An 18,864-nucleotide genomic window follows, 5' to 3' on the forward strand; every position below is an offset into this window, starting at 1 on the left:
TATTATGAAGTGCTTTATTTAATGTACCCTTGTTTAGGAAACAATGTGTTCCCTTTTAGTATCTTATTCAAGCTGAGATTATGTTCTTATTATTCTAAAATTTTATATTCAAAGTGCTCAAAGAGTTTTGCCATATTTGTTGGGCAAGTACTTCTTGTGGTTGTTCAAGCATTGCAGCCAAATACTCTAGAACATAAGGTAAATTAACAGGGGTATTACGTGTGCGGTATGCGGTCGATGTTTGGCAGCATAATGGTGTCATATCAGGACAATCCGTTTCAATCACCAGATGTTCAACGCCAATTGCTTGTACCACTTGATGTAATTTCTTGGCGTTTGGATTGGTGATTTGTCCTGTGATCCCAATTTTAAATCCGAGTTTTACCAATGCCTTCGCTTCTTCAATCCCACCACTAAAGGCATGTGCAATCCCACCCAATTTAAATTTCTGTGCTTTTAATATCGCGATACTTTCAGCATGTGCTTTGCGAATATGCAATAACACAGGCTTATTATATTGGTTGGCCAGTTCAAGCTGGGCGTTAAAATAATATTGTTGTTTGGCAAATAATTCAGGCTGCTTATGCTGTTTTAAAAAAGTATCTAGACCAATCTCTCCCACCGCAACACAATCATGTTGCTGTAATATCCACTCAAGCTGTTGTAGATGAGCCTCATGATGTTGCTCAATATAAAAAGGATGTAAACCGGGTGCAAGATACGATTTGGGAACATTATCCCAACCTTGTAATTGTTGATGGGTCTGAATCAATGTATCAAAGCGGGACTCAATAAAACCGATTAAAATCAGCGCTTCCACGCCGACCTGTTTTGCCTGCACCGCCAACTGTTGCCGATCTTGATCAAAATCGGCAACATCGAAATGGGTATGGGTATCAAATAGCTGCATATTGAGTTACCTATCCCTTTCATTACTTTCCGATATATCTACCATACAAGTGGTCAAGAAGAGGTCACAGGTGTTGAAGCTGCTGGCGCATCCACTTTCGGCAAATACTCAGGCTTCATTACACCTTGTAGCTGGTCATATGGAATAACCAGACGCGGTAAACCGACTGCATAAGGACCTATTTCATATTCACCATATTGTAAAATTAATCCTTGTTCTCCAAACATGAAATTCTCTGTCATTTGAAATGGCCACGCTTGCTCATATTCCTCAGGATTATTTGCAAGTTTGGCATCTACAATCCATGTTTTAAATGCATCATGTGTTAGCTTTTTCAAGGTAGCTTGCTGCTTAGGTAACAATAAATCCTTTAACTGCACCTGCTTTTGCTGCACTAAATCAAAATTATAATATTGTTGCGCAGTGGATCCATGTGCTCCCCCCATGTAACTACTACTATTGAGGACAACGGTTGCTAAACTCCCCTCTGTTTGTAAGATTTTAGGCTTCACCATCAAACTAATTTGATGATTAACGCTCAATGCTTTTAACTCCTCATCTACTTTAATAAAAGCATTAGCATACTGTTGAACTTGAGGTGTTATTTTAGGCTCCTGCTCAGCTGCTTGTACACTAGATACTGCCGTTTCAATATCAACAATATCTAACATTTTACTTAACTGATCTAAGATCTGCTGATCTAAAAATTGATCAATAAATGGGAAATTACTCTGCAAACGCTCTACAACAAATTCTGGACAAGTATTTCCCTTACATTCTGGCAAAGTCAGCTCTACTTTCACCGTTTCACCACGCAAAGTTGTTTCTGTTTGCTGCTGTACAACAGGATCTTTGGTTTGTTCCTGTGCTTCTTTCGGCTCTGATTTTGGTTGACAAGCAGCAACTAACATTGCACAGGCAAGAACGCTATATTTATAAAATGTTTTCATCTGGAACCTATAAGCATTGTTATGACAGAAGATTTTTTAATGCTATCGAACTTAATTTGAAACTACTAGGCATACATGCAATTTCTATACGTAGCCGCCCAGAATTTAAAACATTTTGTGATAAATTTCAGGTTGTAGCATTTGTTTCGTTTGTTCAGTCGAAAAATAAATATCCAGTTGTGGTGCATCTTTACTAATCTCATTAGCACGATAATGAAGACCAATCCCTTCACCATCAAAAAACCAGTCTGCTTGCCCCCAATATAAAGTTTTCGGAAGCTGTTTATTGACTTCAGCAGACTGCTGTTCACGCCATGTTTGATAATGTGCCTGAATTAAATTATGCATCGCTGTTTGTTGATCCTTTTGAATCACGTCCAATACCGTTATAGATTTCTGCAACTTCCGATCAGCAACAAAAAAATAGTAACGATCCTTCACCAAAACATCTTCCTGTTTACTGTCTACCCCAATCTGCAGCAACACATATTGGTTACGTTGTGAGGCTATACGGGTACTCATCTGTAACTCATAGGCTTTATTTTGCGAATATTTATCCTGCCACTCATCAGACTTTTTCACATATGCATTAATCGCTTGTTGCAAGCTCATATTTTGTTTTAATTCAATTTGTTGTTGAATCACACTCGACTGTTGCTGCTCAATCCACGAATTAAGCCATTGATCTTGGGTGTTGACCGTTTGAATCGTAATATCAATACAATTTTTCTTTTCACAAAAAGGCAAAGCATATTTCGCTTTTGCTTCTTGGATATTTAAATAAGGTAATACCTCGGCTTTTTCTACTTTAGATGTCTGCTGTGTTGTGGAATCTGCCTCGTTTTTATCAGGACGATCACATGCGGTTAAAGCCATTATTCCCATCATTAAACTGATCGTAGCAAGTGGTTTTAAAATATTCATGATCACTCATCCCTTTATTTTTAGCATCTTCAATTAAAAACAGCTTCTAATCATAGAAGCTGTTTTTTATATTTTTAATGTTCTCGTGTATTACGGAACTCGATATCAGGCCAACGCTCTTGCATTAACTGTAAATTAACACGACTCGGCGCAAGATAAGTTAAATGACCACCGCCATCAACTGACAATTGATCATGTGCTTTTTTCTTAAATTCATTAAGAATCTTTTCATCGTCACAATGAATCCAACGCACAGTATGTACGCTGACTGGCTCATAAATGCAATCCACTTTATATTCTTCTTTTAAGCGATAAGCGACCACATCAAACTGTAACACACCGACAGCGCCCACAATCAGATCGTTACTGATTTGCGGCATAAACACTTGCGTCGCGCCTTCTTCAGATAACTCTTTTAAACCTTTTTGCAATTGCTTCGATTTCAAAGGATCTTTTAAGCGGACACGGCGGAACATTTCTGGTGCGAAGTGTGGAATCCCTGTGAAATGTAGTTTTTCACCACTGGTAAAGGTATCACCAATCTGGATGGTACCGTGATTATGTAAACCAATAATATCCCCCGGCCAAGCTTCTTCTAGATGCTCGCGCTCACCTGCGAGGAAAGTTAATGCATCACTAATACGTACATCTTTACCAAGACGCACGTGATTCATTTTCAAGCCTTTTTCATATTTGCCAGAGCAAATACGCATAAACGCAATACGGTCACGGTGTTTCGGGTCCATATTCGCTTGAATCTTAAAGACAAAGCCTGAGAATCCTTCCTCATTCGCATCGACTGTACGTTCTTGGGTTGGATGTGCTTTAGGTTCTGGTGCCCAATTGATAAAGGCATCCAATACATGATCAACCGCAAAGTTACCTAATGCTGTACCAAACAAAACAGGTGTTTGTTTACCTTGTAAGAACAATTCACGATCAAGTGGCTCATTCGCCATTTGAACTAACTCAAGCGACTCTTCAAAAGATGCCCAAGCCAATTCACCGACTTTTTCACGAATATCGGCATGATCATAACCATCACGAACTTCTATATCGGTAATGGTTGAACCAAAACCAGCTTTATACATATAAAATTTATCTTCAATCAGGTTATATACACCTGCAAAGTCACGTCCCATACCTAAAGGCCATGTGATCGGTACACAACGAATATTGAGGACATTCTCGATTTCATCAAGTAATTCTAATGGCTCGCGAATTTCACGGTCCATCTTGTTCACAAATGAGATAATCGGTGTGTCACGCATACGACACACGTCCATCAATTTAATGGTTCGTTCTTCGACACCTTTTGCACCATCGATCACCATTAAAGCAGAGTCAACCGCCGTCAAGGTACGATAGGTATCTTCCGAGAAGTCTTCATGTCCCGGTGTATCCAATAAGTTGATAGTGTGCTTTTTATAAGGGAATTGCATAACCGACGTGGTGATAGAGATTCCACGTTCTTTTTCCATTTCCATCCAGTCTGAGGTTGCTGCACGATCAGACTTACGGCTTTTTACCATACCCGCAACCTGAATTGCTTTCCCCCATAACAACAGTTTTTCTGTCATCGTTGTCTTACCCGCATCGGGGTGGGAAATGATCGCAAATGTGCGTCGTTGGGCAACCTGTGCTGCCAATTCGTCTTTAAAACTCATGAGAAAAATCTTCAATATATACGCAGTTCAGTACATATCATTTTCTAATATGGACTAACTGAAAAAGTGAGAATTCGAAATTGGCGCAATTGTAGCAGATTTACAGAATATATTTATTGATTGTTGATAAGTCCTGAGTTATCCACACTGATGCCTGAACATGTTTAAATGTAACAATCTAGATAAGCCGCTTTAGCTTCTTTCATGATTTCGCTACTATAAATTCAATAATTATCTCATCTGAGCAAGAGTCAAAACATGTCACAACAAGATTATGAAAATGGTTTAAAAGTTCGTACTGAAGTGATGGGTGAATCCTTTGTCAAACGTGCCCAAGACAATACTGTACCATTCACTCAACCCTTACAAGATTGGATTAATGAACATGCTTGGGGATCAACTTGGCAACGTGAAGATGTATTACCACGTAAATATCGCTCTTTGGTGACGATTGCTTTTTTAACAGCACTAAAAAGTCCAACCGAACTTAAAGGTCATATTCGTGGTGCATTGAATAACGGTGCAAGTATTGAAGAAATTCAGGAGGTATTACTCCACAGCCTTCCTTATTGCGGTGCACCAGCAACACAAGAAGCATTCCGCGCTGCACTTGAAGTGATCAATGAATATCAATCAGAATCATAAACTGATTGTCCTGATAGACAGGCTGAAACTCTAACTAAATTTCCTACAATATCAATCAAATAAAAATTTCAGATCATTAATACACTTTTTGCCATCTTCTTTACTCGATTGAATGACTAAGATGGCACAGATGATGAATGAGATCTTTTGAATTAAGTTTGAAGATAATGGAGTATTCAGTTGAGCAAAAAAATACAATCCAATCATGATGGCATACAGTTTCCCATACCGCCAGGAAGAAAAGTACCCAGCACAACTCAAACCGCAAAACAAATCCTAAAATCAGCATTGCAAAGTGTTGACTCACCTTATGTATCTAAACTAATCGCCGAAAAAAACTGGAGAAAAAACTACCCTGTTTATTTTCAAGAATTAGTCAAAAGAGGAATCGAATCTGTCGATCATCCTTTACGAATTGCTCAGAGTGGACTCGATGCAGCCAAAGCATCATTTAGTTTCAACCGTGCAGAGCAGAGTGATACCTTAACTCATGCCATGACAAATATTAAATCCCAACCTTTTGAGCGTTTTATTATAAAAGGGACAGGTAGCCCAACCATTGAACCGTGGTTTATTCCTTATCATGGAAAAAAATTACAAGGTGATGCTCTTCTAAAACAAATTGATCTCTGGGAACAACAACAGATCATCGAACCAAGCCATGCTAAGGCATTACGCTTACTCAACCAACATCCTGAATGGTTTGATTTATCGAAAAGAACCATGGTGCTGTTTGGTGCAGGCTCAGAAGCTGGCCCTTTAAGTTGGTTAGCAAAATGGCGTGCCAATATTGTTGCAATTGATTTACCAAACCCAGCGATTTGGGAAAAAATCACTAAAGTCGTTGAAAAAGGTAATGCCACTTTAATTGCACCTCAAATCTCTACAGCAAAGAATGAACAGCAACTTGGTGCCAATTTACTTACCCAAACACCGGAAATTGCTAACTGGTTAAATACTTTTACTGAAACTTTAGATTTGGCTGGCATTGCTTATTTAGATGGGGAAAAGCATGTTCGTGTTTCGATCGCAATGATCAGTATCATGGAGCAAGTCAGTCAGCAAAAGCCAGATAGCAGTATCATGTTTATGCTCACGCCAACTGATATTTATGCAATTCCTAAGTCAGTCGTACAATCGGTTCAAGATAAGATTACACAACGCCCCATGCTGGAAAAGCTTCTGACAAAATCCATTCATAACATCTCACTGACGAACTTTTTTAAACCTAACTCGAAACAATTCATCAAGTCTGATAACGGTCAACAGTATGGTATTTCTGACTGTATGGTGATCGAGCAAGGTCCAAACTACGCGCTCGCAAAACGATTACAACAGTGGTTTGCAATCTCTGCACGCGCACGTGGTCAAAAAACAGTGATTAATATTGCACCATCAACAACAACTCATTCTGTTGTGAAAAATCCAATTTTAAAAGCCGCCTTTTCAGGTGCAGATTTATTTAAAGTCGAAACCTTTAGCCCTGAAACGACCAATGCAATTATGGCTGCACTTTGGGTGCATGATTTAAATAATCCAGAAAGTGCGACCAACCCAGAAAAAGTATTGGAGCATCCATTTGAACTGATTATGGAAAATGCTAATCATGGCGGTCTATGGCATGTTCCTTATTTAGCAAGAACGGCGCTGCCCTTTGCTGCGGCATATGGTTGGGTTAGAGAAAAGTTTTAAGATCGATAAACATATACATTGATCGTCATGAAAAATTCACTTGTAAATTTGCGTCATCGATTGCTAAAATCCGCGCAATTCATTTTAAGGGGCTTCATTGTGAGTACTTGTTCTAGCGACAGTTGTAGTCGATCTATTTTCGTCTAGTATCCACAAAAAGCTCTTCTCTTAAGACCTTTCCTTGTGGATACAAGGTAAGGTCATCTATATCTTTCAGACCTCTGTTTTATCTATCCAAGATTTAATGAGATAACAAGCACTCACTTTCGCCCTCCAACAATAGGAGTGATGTGTATGTTCAAATTAAAAAGTCAATTACTAAAACTCGTTCTCAGTGTCACTGCACTGTCGATAAGTATGCAGCTCTTTGCAGGGCGACCAATGCATGTAGATGATGCATCAGTCGTCGATGCAAAAAGCTGCCAACTCGAAATATGGATGCAAAATCATGCCGATGATCGAGAGTACTGGAGTATTCCAGCTTGTAATTTTGGCTCTAACTTCGAACTTGCTTTGGGTACGGGACGAACGGATACAGATCAAGCAGACCCGCAGAATTATGCAGTTCTACAAGCAAAGACATTACTAAAAGCATTAGAAACAAATAGTTGGGGAATAGGTTTAGTCACAGGCAGTCAGTTCAATGTGAATGATTCGACTGATCAGATTTGGTATACCTCTGTTCCAGTCAGCCTATCCACTATGGATGATGCTTTTATTATGCATGCTAACCTTGGTTGGTCACATGAAAAACAAGATCATCGGAACTTTTTCACTTGGGGAGTCGGCAGCGAAACACTGGTTACTCCACAACTCACACTCACGACCGAGCTATACGGTAATGATCACAAGGAATCATTCGTCCAAACAGGTTTTCGTTATATGCTGAGCAAGGATCGTATTCAACTTGATACAAGCTATGGAAAACAATTACAAAGAAGCAAGCAGAGTGATTTTTTCTCAATTGGACTCGTTTTATATCGTTCAGCCATGCTTCCATGATTTATAAAATCGCCTTAGGAGCAGATCTCCCAGTTATTACGACAAGATAACCAATGAAAGAAATCTACTCCTAAAAACTTTATTCCACGCTCAGAGAGACTATTTTTTATTGCAAAATATCTTAAATTGATCATTTTGGAATATAAGTTAAGCAGATGAGTCACTGAGCTAATTTCTTTTTTCTTCTAATATGCGGCTATTCCATCGCAACCTTAGAGTTTTAGGTTCCAATGACTCAATTGTCAAAAGTTAAACGTAATTTGCTTGGTTCTCAAGCTGCACAGAAAATACTCAACAGTCGCACAGGTCAACGTACACAACATGTATTTACAAACGCAGCAGATCGTATTTTAAGAGGACATCAACTGGTTTTATCTGGGAAAACACCATTTGATATCATTTATCAACGTGAAATCATTAGCTTACGTCACTACACTGCACATTCGGATCAATCACCTAAACATCGTATTCCTCTTGTGATTGTTCCTCCATTGGCTGCGAATATGTTGATTTATGATTTATTTCCCCACCGCAGTCTGGTTCGTTATTTTCTCGCACAAGGCTTTGATGTCTATCTCATTGATTGGGGCAGCCCGAGTTTACGCCAAGCTAAATATAATCTCGGTACATATGTAAAAGTATTCATGCCGGACTTTATTGAAAAGGTTCGAGAACATAGTGGTCAACAACAACTTTCCCTTTATGGTTGGAGCCTAGGTGGTGCACTCTCTCTATGCTACACATCTCTATTCAAAGACAAGAATATCCAAAATCTACTGATCTTGGCATCTCCGATTAACACCCATAAATCAGGTTATATGGGCAAGTTTTATCAACGTCTTACTATCCCTGCAAAATGGATTCGCAATAATACCAACTTTCGTATTCGACAAATTCCAAGCCGTGTATTTCATATTCATGGTTGGCAAAATACGCTTGGTTTTAAACTCACTGATCCCATCGGAAACATCAGAAACTATTGGGAACTTTTAAAGAATTTGAATGATCGTCAGTTTGTCATTAATCATGCAACCTCAAGTTCTTTTGTCGATAATATGTTGGCCTATCCTGGTGGGGTCATGCGCGATATCATCATACGTTTCTGGATAGATAATGAATTATCAACAGGTCGAGTCCAATTTGGAGACCAAATTGCAGACCTAAAAGATATTGATTGCTCAGTACTGGCAATTGGTGGAGATACCGATATCATCGTGACCGCTGAAGCTGTTCGCCCACTCATGGATTTGATTAGCAGTAAAGATAAACAATTCAGAATCGTTGCTGGTGGGCATATGGGATTAGTATCAGGTAATCAAGCACCACAAACCGTTTGGCCTGTGATACATCAATGGTTAGTTCAACGTTCTAACTAAACAAAAACATGCGAGAGGTTGTAACTTCAACTAAGGGACAACCTTAATTAAGACTTTAACTCTAAGCGAAATTATGCTGATGATGTAATACTAAAGCTTCAATATTGACAGGTGTACCTAATAGATAACCTTGCAACTGATGACAGCCTAATTTTGTTAAAATATCTGCTTGTTGTTGAGTCTCTACCCCTTCTGCAGTCACAGTTAAACCTAATTTTGTAGCAAGATGAATAATGCTTTCTAAAATTGCTTCTTCTTTTGAGTTTGGTTGTAAATCAATAATAAAACCACGATCGATTTTAAGTTCATCCACAGGTAAATCTTTTAAATAAAGAAAACTCGAATACCCTGTTCCAAAATCATCAATCGCAATACGAATACCGAGTTGGCGTAAACGCTCCAGAGTTCGAATGCTGGAATCAATATGATGCATCGCTGTTGATTCTGTAATTTCTAAAATTAAATTATGTGGTTTGATCTGGTATTGTGCGATGAGTTGTTCCAGAACGCTAAATAACTTTTTATTTTCAAACTGTAGTGCAGATAAATTTACAGCTATCGGATAGAAAGGACTATTATTTTGCTCCCACTTTTGAATTTGTTGACATGCTTGTTCTAATGCCCAATACCCCATGGGAATAATCAATCCTGTTTTTTCAGCACCATCAATAAACATCTGTGGCGTCAATAACCCTAGACTTGGATGCTCCCAGCGAATTAAAGCTTCAACACCACAAACCTCATAATTTGCTGTAAATTTAGGTTGATAAAATAGAACAAATTGCTGCTCATCTACTGCTTTATATAAATCATTAATCAATTTTGATTGACTACGAACATCTTGCTGATCAGACATAGCATTGAACATCGTATATGTATTTCGCCCCTGATCTTTGGAAATCAGCATAGCGATATCTGCATTAATCAAAAGGTCTTGAATATTACGACCATGTTCTGGGTAGATTGCAATTCCAAGGCTAGCTGAAATATTAATATCCTTACCTGCAATCAAATAAGTTTCTTGAATATGATGCAGTATCTCATCTGCAAATTTCATTGCCTCAGTACTTTCCGTATTTTCAGAGATTAAAACAAATTCATCTCCTCCGATACGGAAAAGTCGCTGATTTGCATTCAGCTTCGATTTCAAACGATGAGCCATTTGAATCAAGAGCTGATCACCAATGTGATGACCAAATGCATCATTCACTGACTTAAAACGATCCAAATCGATATAGAAAAAAGCGACTTTTTGATTGTGTAAATGATGAAGAGGGAAAATAACTTCAGCATAGTCGGTTAAAAACAAGCGGTTAGGAAGTTTAGTTAATGAGTCATGCAATGATTGTGTCGCAAGCTCTTTATTAATCAGCATAAGCTGCTGATTTCGTTGTTCCAAACGAGCCTCTAATACTGCGACTGCAAAGCCTGCAACAAAGACCAGACTAGCAATAAAAATAATCGTAAATAATAAAATACTCTGTTCAGTTTGTGCTGGCGAAGCAGTACTCATCAAACTTTCATTAAAGAAAGTTGCTGCCATACCCGTATAATGCATACCGACAATACTTAATGCCATAAGTAGTGCAACAATAGCTTTTAAAGTGACACGATGACGAATAGCCGCTTTGTATTTGAAAATAAAAAAGAAGCTTAAACCAGAACCACTGATCGCAATCAAAATAGAACAAATAACTAATAAAGGGTCATAGTAGACTTGATGATAATCAACTGTCAGTGCCATCATACCAGTATAGTGCATACCAGATATGCCTAACCCCATAAAAACAGCACCCAGAATTAAACGCGCTGCGGGTAGAGTTGGTCTCGATGTTAACCATACCGCAAAAATTGATGCAACAGCACCTATCAGATATGACAATATTGTCAATCCAATATCAAAATAATGACCTTCTGGCAAATGACTCGCCAGCATCCCCACAAAATGCATTGACCATATCGCTAACCCCAAGATTAAACCACTTGCGATTAAAATGCTTTTTTCGAACTTTTTATAAGCCGCTTTAAAAACAAGTTCTTCCATTGAAACTGCAGCGTAACATGTGACAACTGCAACCAGAATGGAAACGATGACCAATGTGTTATCGTAATCAACGTGTACCATAAAGGACTTCCATGATTATTCAGTACTTTTTTTTATTTACAGAGCAATATGCTCAAAAACCAGAACGATCCTTCACACCCCAAAAAGCAATGAAATACAATTCATAAACTTTTTGTAACAATAACATCATCTAGCATAAGGTCAAGTCTTTTTCACTTTATAAATCAATAGAATATAAACATAGAATTATTTCACCCCAATGAAAATTCGCTTTCATCAATTCTATTTTTACAAACAGACTCATCTATACTAAATTCTTAATCGCTCTCTTCCTTATTGCAATCTATTTAAATTGCACAATTCCCCAGAACTATGCAAGCTTTTTTGTCTTAATCAACGATTTTGTTTACTTGAGTCCAAGGTACGAAAAAAGCTGAAAGCACTGCTTTCATCTTTTTTGAGGCACGTAACAATAAACATAAAAAACCCACTCAAATAGAGTGGGTCTTCGCATTCAAATCAATTGATTCGAGAAATTAGTTCTTCTCTTTATCAACGATTTTATTTGCTTGAATCCAAGGCATCATCGCACGTAATTTAGCACCAGTCACTTCGATACCGTGTGCTGCATTTTGACGACGGCGAGCAGTCATAGATGGGTAGTTTAAGGCACCCTCTTGGATGAACATTTTCGCATATTCACCAGATTGGATACGCTTCAATGCATTACGCATTGCTTCACGTGACTGTTCGTTGATTACTTCAACGCCAGTTACGTATTCACCATATTCAGCATTGTTAGATACTGAATAGTTCATGTCAGCGATACCGCCTTCGAACATCAAGTCAACGATCAATTTAAGCTCATGTAAGCATTCGAAGTAAGCCATTTCTGGTGAATAACCAGCTTCAACTAAAGTTTCGAAGCCCATTTTAACCAATTCAACAGCACCACCACAAAGAACGGCTTGCTCACCGAATAAGTCAGTTTCAGTTTCTTCACGGAAAGAAGTTTCGATGATACCAGTACGACCACCACCTACACCAGAAGCGTAAGAAAGTGCAACGTTACGTGCATTACCAGAAGCATCTTGATGAATCGCGATAAGGTCAGGAACACCTGAACCACGTTGGAATTCTGAACGTACAGTGTGACCAGGCGCTTTTGGAGCAACCATGATTACATCTAAATCTTTACGTGGAACAACTTGGTTATAAAGAACAGAGAAACCATGCGCAAATGCTAAAGTCGCACCTTCTTTGATGTTTGGCTCAATCACATCACGATAAAGTTGAGCTTGAAACTCATCTGGAGTCAAAATCATGACTAAGTCAGCTTGAGCAACAGCTGCAGGCACTTCAGATACTTTAAGACCTGAGTTTTCAGCTTTTTTCCAAGATGCTGAACCAGCACGTAAACCTACAGTTACGTCCACACCAGAGTCTTTCAAGTTAAGCGCATGAGCGTGACCTTGTGAACCATAACCAATGATGGCAACTTTTTTGCCTTGGATGATTGATAAGTCACAGTCTTTATCGTAAAAAATTTGCATCTGTTTTCTCCGCTAAAATTTTTGTCATTTCCCTTGTTATACAAGGCCAGATTTGGTCGCCCCCAATTTTGGCATTGCTTCAACCAAAATTGGGAGAAATATATACTAAATTGTTAGAACTTTTTCGCCACGCGCGATGCCTGAAACACCAGAGCGTACAACCTCTAGGATGGTATTTTCAGCCAATGCATCAATAAAACCATCAATCTTGTCCGTTGTACCCGCGATTTGAATTGTATAAGTGGTCGGTGTTACATCAACAATTTGAGCACGGAAGATATCCGCAGTACGTTTGATTTCAGCACGCGCTGCACCCAAAGCTTTCACTTTGATTAACATCAATTCGCGTTCGATGTGTGCCCCTTCAGACAAATCAACCACTTTTACAACTTCAACTAATTTGTTGAGTTGTTTGGTGATTTGCTCAATTTTATGATCATCACCATAGGTAGTTAAAGTCAGACGAGATAAGGTTTCATCTTCGGTTGGCGCAACGTTTAAGGTTTCAATGTTATAGCCACGTTGACTAAACAAACCAACAAGACGAGAAAGCGCACCAGCCTCGTTTTCAACGAGTACAGAAATAATATGTCTCATTACGTACGCTCCCCTTTACCTAACCACATATCCTTCATTGATTGACCGGCAACTAACATTGGGTAAACATGCTCTGTACGATCAACCATGACATTAATGAATACACACTTGTCATTGATCGCCATCGCTTCAGCAAGCTTAGACTCCAACTCATCTGCATGGTTAATCTGGATGCCTACATGACCATAAGCTTCCATAAGCTTGGCAAAGTCAGGTAATGAATCCACATAAGAACTTGAATGACGTCCTTCATAGTTCATATCTTGCCACTGCTTAACCATACCCAAAGCTTGGTTGTTTAAGCATAGAATTTTCACATTTAAGCCATACTGCTTACATGTTGATAATTCTTGGATACACATCTGAATCGATGCTTCACCAGTGATACAAACCACTTGTTGGTCAGGGAATGCAAGCTTTGCTGCCATGGCATAAGGTAAACCCACACCCATAGTTCCAAGACCACCGGAGTTGATCCATTGACGTGGACGCTTATATTTATAGTAGTTAGCACCAAACATTTGATGTTGACCTACGTCAGAAGTGATAATTGCATCACCATTGGTCACACGATCTAATGCCTCAACCACTTGCTGAGGTTTCATTACACCGTTTTGACCTTCTTCATAACGCAAGCCATGAACTTTACGCCACTCATTAATTTGAGACCACCATGCCGCAATCGCTTCAGGGTTTGGCTTAGATACGTTCATTTGTTTCAATTGCACCAACATCTCTTGAAGAACTGGCTCAACAGCACCCACAATTGGGATGTGTGCCATAATCGTCTTCGAAATCGTTGCAGGGTCAACATCGATATGAATGACTTTTGCATTGGTACAGAATTTTGCAGGATTATTGGTCACACGGTCATCAAAACGTGCACCAATTGCTAAAATCACATCGGCATTATGCATTGCCATATTGGCTTCGTATGTACCATGCATTCCCAACATACCCACAAATTGTGGATCATTACCTGGGAAAGCACCTAAGCCCATCAAGGTATTGGTTACAGGGTAACCCAATAAATGTGCAAGCTCAGTCAATAGACCAGAAGCATTTCCTTGCACAACACCACCACCTGTATAGATGATTGGACGCTTTGCAGAAATCAATTCATCAATCGCTTTGCGAATTTGACCTGAATGACCTCGTGAAGGTGGCTGATAAGAGCGCATTTTCACTTTTTCTGGGTATTCATAAGCAAATTTTTCTGCTGGATTAGTCGCATCTTTTGGAATATCAACTACAACTGGACCTGGACGGCCAGAAGACGCGATATAGAATGCTTTCTTAATAATTGCAGGAATTTCGCTAGCGTGACGCACTTGGAAACTGTGCTTTACGATTGGGCGAGAAATACCCACCATATCAGTTTCTTGGAATGCATCTTCACCAATTAAATGACTCGCAACCTGACCAGACAAAATCACCATCGGGATTGAGTCCATATAAGCAGTTGCAATTGGTGTGACCGTGTTGGTTGCACCCGGACCTGAAGTCACAAGTACAACACCCGTCTTGCCTGTTACGCGTGAGTAAGCATCAGCCATGTGACCAGCTGCTTGTTCATGACGTACGAGGTAATGATTGATTTTGTCTTGTTGAAATAGCGCGTCATAGATATGTAAAACTGCGCCGCCTGGATAACCAAAAACATGCTCTACGCCTTCGTCCGCAAGGGCACGAACGAGCATTTCACCACCAGATAAAAGTTCCAACGTGATTCACCCTAGTGTTTGCACAATTTATGGAAGACATAAACTGTGTTTCATTCATTAATTTATGCACTTTTTATAAGTGTGCATATTCTACTCGTTTTTGCTGCAATAGGAAAAATTTTCTGACTCATCAGCCGTATAAGCTGTTATTACATCTCGAATCAAAACATGTTGGGATAAACATATTTCAAAAAATCATCCTCTCGGCTAGAAAGAATGTCCATTGCAAGCCATGATATTTATTCGAAGGGTGATCAAATAAACACATATAAAACTAAAGCAAGCATTTTTGTTGCTTTCCTGCACAAAGTCAAGAATAAAGCAAAAGATTTTATATAATATTTTTTAGCTGATGTTTTTTTAAACTAATCATTCATAAAAATACAAGCACATTCAAATGAGCTTTATCTTAATTATTGCGCTTTTGATATGTCTAAATTCCAGTTAAAGTATTTATTCTTAGTATAAAGAAACTGATCAAACCAAATGATCTTGGGGAAAACAGCAATGTTATTATTTCATTTAAAAACAAACACATTTATAGCACTAACCAGTTTGGTTCTACTCTATTCGAGCCAAATACATGCTCAGCAGTATTACAAATGGGTCGATGCAAATGGGTCAACCCATTACACTCGGACTCCACCGCCCAAAGGAACAAAACTTTTAGATAAAGTTTCAACATATGGGGTAAATAGCAACCAAAATAAGACCAATACACCAACACCAGATGAGCAAAAAACACCTCAACACAACACTTCATCGCCTACAAATCCCCCTCAACCAGACAATATGCACAAAGATGAAACACTCCAACCTCAAAATACAGAAATAGTAGAAGCGCCAGCAGATCAATAACTGAAAAGTTTATGGAGAGTGTCCAAGACATTCTCCTCATTTATATCGAATAAAAACACCGCTAAAAACTGACATTCCCCCCTATTTTGCGCTATGCTGTGCGGCAATCTTAACTTTAATTTTTGTTGTATCGCATATCCCTATGACGACTTCTCACATTGACTCCGAATATCAAGCAAGTGCCATTGAGCCTCAAGTTCAACAAGACTGGGACAATCGCAAAGTTTTTAAAGTTGCAGACACTGTAGAGGGCAAACATCGCTATATCCTGTCGATGTTCCCTTATCCGAGTGGCAAGCTGCATATGGGGCATGTGCGTAACTACACGATTGGTGACGTGATCAGCCGTTTTTATCGTTTAAAAGGTGAAACGGTATTACAACCAATGGGTTGGGATGCGTTTGGTTTACCTGCTGAAAATGCAGCCATAGCTCACCAAGTTGCACCAGCAAAATGGACATTTGAAAATATCGCATATATGCGTGACCAATTAAAAAAATTGGGTTTGTCTGTAGACTGGGATCGTGAATTTGCAACCTGTACACCAGAATACTATCACTGGGAACAATGGCTATTTGTCCAGCTTTATAAAAAAGGTTTGATCTATCGTAAGCTCTCAACCGTAAACTGGGATCCAGTTGACCAAACCGTTTTAGCCAATGAACAAGTTGAAAATGGACGTGGTTGGCGTTCTGGTGCATTGGTAGAAAAACGCGATATTCCAATGTATTACTTCCGCATCACGGACTATGCACAAGAGTTATTAGACGATTTAGATACGTTACAAGACGGTTGGCCACAACAAGTATTGACTATGCAACGTAACTGGATTGGTCGCTCTACAGGCATGGAAATTACTTTCCCATCGAGCAATACTGAAATTTACGCTGATGGTTTAACCGTATATACCACTCGTGGTGATACCTTAATGGGTGCGACCTATGTTGCAGTTGCAGCTGAACACCCTATGGCGTTGAAAGCTGCTGAAAACAACCCTGAACTTGCTGCATTCATTGAAGAATGTCGCATGGGTTCGGTTGCTGAGGCTGATTTAGCCACTGCTGAAAAGAAAGGCATGGCAACAGGCTTATTTGTTAAGCATCCTGTAACCGGTGAAGACCTACCAGTTTGGATTGCGAATTATGTATTGATGTCATATGGTTCTGGTGCGGTGATGGCTGTTCCAGCACATGACGAGCGTGACTTCGAATTTGCCAATAAGTTCAATTTGCCAATCAAACAAGTGATTGATGCCAAAGGCGCTGATGACGCTGAATACTCAGCAACAGAATGGCAGGAATGGTACGGTTCTAAAGAAGGTAAATTGGTTAATTCTGGCGAATTTGATGGTTTGACTTTCCAAGCCGCTTTTGATGCTTTCCTTACAAAATTAGAACCACAAGGTTTAGCAAATGCTAAAGTTCAATTCCGTTTACGTGACTGGGGTGTATCTCGTCAACGTTACTGGGGTTGTCCAATTCCGATGATCAACTGTAATACTTGTGGTCAGGTGCCCGTGCCAGAAGATCAATTACCAGTGGTGTTGCCAATAGATGTGGTGCCAGATGGTTCTGGCAATCCATTGAACAAGATGCCTGAATTCTATGAAACTAAGTGTCCTAACTGTGGTGGCGATGCACGTCGTGAAACCGATACTTTAGATACCTTCGTAGAATCATCTTGGTACTATGCTCGCTATGCATCTCCAGACTTTACTGGCGGTATGGTAAAACCTGAAGCAGCTCAAAACTGGCTTCCTGTAAACCAGTATATCGGTGGTGTTGAACACGCAATTCTTCACTTACTTTATGCTCGTTTCTTCCACAAATTAATGCGTGACGAGGGTGTTGTACAAGGTAATGAACCATTTACCAACTTGCTTACTCAAGGCATGGTGCTTGCAGATACTTTCTATCGTGAAGCTGAGAATGGTAAGAAGACTTGGTTTAACCCTGCGGACATTGAATTAGAACGTGATGAGAAAGGTCGCATCCTTTCTGCGAAATATACGGGTGATGGTCAAGAAGTTGTGATCGGCGGACAAGAGAAAATGTCAAAGTCGAAAAACAACGGGATTGACCCACAAGCAATTATTGACCAGTATGGTGCAGATACTGCACGTGTCTTCATGATGTTCGCAGCACCACCAGATCAATCATTAGAATGGTCTGATGCAGGTGTGGAAGGTGCCAACCGTTTCTTGAAACGTGTATGGCGTTTAGCGGCTGGCTTCCTTGAAAAAGGCAATCAAACAACGACTATTGATCCTGCGAACTTGTCTAAAGATGCACAAGATTTACGTCGTAAAACCCATGAAACCATCCAAAAAGTGGGTGATGACATCGAACGTCGTCATGCGTTCAATACAGCGATTGCAGCGTTGATGGAGTTGCTGAATGCCACTAACAAGTTTGAAGCAAAAGATGATAATGATGCTGCTGTAGCACGCGAAGCGATTACCACATTGTTAACCTTGCTTGCTCCATTTGCACCACATTTGAGTCAAACATTATTGACTCAATTTGGAATGGATTTAACCACGGTTGAATTCCCTCAATTAGATGAATCTGCATTAACACGTAATACACAAACGATTGTTGTACAGGTGAATGGTAAACTTCGTGGTAAATTAGATGTCGCAGTCGATATTTCAAAAGATGACTTATTGGCTTTGGCAAAAGCTTTACCAGAAGTTCAACAATTCTTGACGGGTCCAACCAAAAAAGAAATCGTTGTACCGAATAAACTCGTTAATTTGGTGGTTTAATTTCTTGCTTATGCCCCTCTCCACTCAGGAGAGGAAAAAGAAATTTAAAGTTAATAAACAAAACCTCATCAAAGCCCGCTGTCATTCAACGGGCTTTGATTCTAAAATGTGGTCAATTTATCAAGATTAAATCT

At 39.4% G+C, this 18,864-nt stretch carries 14 protein-coding genes; 6 read left to right on the forward strand and 8 right to left on the reverse strand.

Translation table 11 applies throughout. From position 1 onward, the window contains the following. Positions 1-94: 94 nt before the first annotated feature. From F2A31_RS12895 to F2A31_RS12910, 4 genes are all read right to left on the reverse strand, one after another. Entirely contained in the window at positions 95-910 is an 816-nt protein-coding gene (locus F2A31_RS12895; protein WP_150026739.1) for a TatD family hydrolase, read from the reverse strand. A 53-nt stretch (positions 911-963) separates the two neighbouring features. After that, positions 964-1,860, reverse strand: a complete 897-nt coding sequence (locus F2A31_RS12900; protein ID WP_150026741.1) for an RsiV family protein — start codon at positions 1,858-1,860, stop codon at positions 964-966. A 105-nt stretch (positions 1,861-1,965) separates the two neighbouring features. Further along, positions 1,966-2,784, reverse strand: a complete 819-nt coding sequence (locus F2A31_RS12905; RefSeq protein ID WP_150026743.1) for a hypothetical protein — start codon at positions 2,782-2,784, stop codon at positions 1,966-1,968. 74 nt (positions 2,785-2,858) lie between these two features. Then, positions 2,859-4,451 carry a peptide chain release factor 3 gene (locus tag F2A31_RS12910; protein WP_150026745.1) on the reverse strand — a complete coding sequence of 531 codons (1,593 nt, stop codon included), beginning with the start codon at positions 4,449-4,451 and terminating at the stop codon, positions 2,859-2,861. Between the two features lie 258 nt (positions 4,452-4,709). Between F2A31_RS12910 and F2A31_RS12915 the strand changes: the two genes are divergently transcribed. The 4 genes from F2A31_RS12915 to F2A31_RS12935 all read left to right on the forward strand — a co-directional run bounded on the left by F2A31_RS12915 (position 4,710) and on the right by F2A31_RS12935 (position 9,166). Next, on the forward strand, positions 4,710-5,096 hold the full coding sequence (locus F2A31_RS12915) for a carboxymuconolactone decarboxylase family protein (RefSeq protein WP_150026747.1): 387 nt from the start codon (positions 4,710-4,712) through the stop codon (positions 5,094-5,096). A gap of 180 nt (positions 5,097-5,276) precedes the next feature. Beyond that, positions 5,277-6,788, forward strand: a complete 1,512-nt coding sequence (locus F2A31_RS12925) for a hypothetical protein (RefSeq protein ID WP_150026751.1) — start codon at positions 5,277-5,279, stop codon at positions 6,786-6,788. A 294-nt stretch (positions 6,789-7,082) separates the two neighbouring features. Next, entirely contained in the window at positions 7,083-7,790 is a 708-nt protein-coding gene (locus tag F2A31_RS12930) for a hypothetical protein (protein WP_150026753.1), read from the forward strand. Between the two features lie 230 nt (positions 7,791-8,020). Continuing rightward, positions 8,021-9,166, forward strand: a complete 1,146-nt coding sequence (locus tag F2A31_RS12935) for an alpha/beta fold hydrolase (RefSeq protein ID WP_150026755.1) — start codon at positions 8,021-8,023, stop codon at positions 9,164-9,166. A 61-nt stretch (positions 9,167-9,227) separates the two neighbouring features. Here the strand turns inward: F2A31_RS12935 and F2A31_RS12940 are convergent, their stop codons facing one another. The 4 genes from F2A31_RS12940 to F2A31_RS12955 form a co-directional block, all read right to left on the reverse strand. Beyond that, the gene (locus F2A31_RS12940; protein WP_150026757.1) at positions 9,228-11,291 is read right to left on the reverse strand and encodes a putative bifunctional diguanylate cyclase/phosphodiesterase; all 2,064 of its coding nucleotides are present in this window, start codon (positions 11,289-11,291) and stop codon (positions 9,228-9,230) included. Between the two features lie 476 nt (positions 11,292-11,767). Further along, positions 11,768-12,784 (reverse strand): ketol-acid reductoisomerase, encoded by a 1,017-nt coding sequence (gene ilvC / locus F2A31_RS12945; RefSeq protein ID WP_150026759.1) that lies wholly within the window; start codon positions 12,782-12,784, stop codon positions 11,768-11,770. Positions 12,785-12,889: 105 nt separating this feature from the next. Next, positions 12,890-13,381, reverse strand: a complete 492-nt coding sequence (gene ilvN, locus F2A31_RS12950) for an acetolactate synthase small subunit (RefSeq protein ID WP_004637892.1) — start codon at positions 13,379-13,381, stop codon at positions 12,890-12,892. Further along, on the reverse strand, positions 13,381-15,105 hold the full coding sequence (locus F2A31_RS12955; RefSeq protein WP_150026761.1) for an acetolactate synthase 3 large subunit: 1,725 nt from the start codon (positions 15,103-15,105) through the stop codon (positions 13,381-13,383). Before F2A31_RS12955 ends, ilvN begins: the two co-directional genes overlap by 1 nt. A gap of 507 nt (positions 15,106-15,612) precedes the next feature. On the opposite strand from F2A31_RS12955, the gene F2A31_RS12960 reads away from it, so the two are divergent. Both F2A31_RS12960 and leuS read left to right on the forward strand, forming a co-directional pair. Beyond that, positions 15,613-15,963: a DUF4124 domain-containing protein gene (locus F2A31_RS12960; RefSeq protein WP_150026763.1), complete on the forward strand. Its 351-nt coding sequence runs from the start codon at positions 15,613-15,615 to the stop codon at positions 15,961-15,963. Between the two features lie 142 nt (positions 15,964-16,105). Next, positions 16,106-18,730, forward strand: a complete 2,625-nt coding sequence (gene leuS / locus F2A31_RS12965; protein ID WP_150026765.1) for a leucine--tRNA ligase — start codon at positions 16,106-16,108, stop codon at positions 18,728-18,730. Positions 18,731-18,864 lie beyond the last annotated feature (134 nt).

Source organism: Acinetobacter suaedae (assembly GCF_008630915.1).
Taxonomy (GTDB): Bacteria; Pseudomonadota; Gammaproteobacteria; order Pseudomonadales; family Moraxellaceae; genus Acinetobacter; species Acinetobacter suaedae.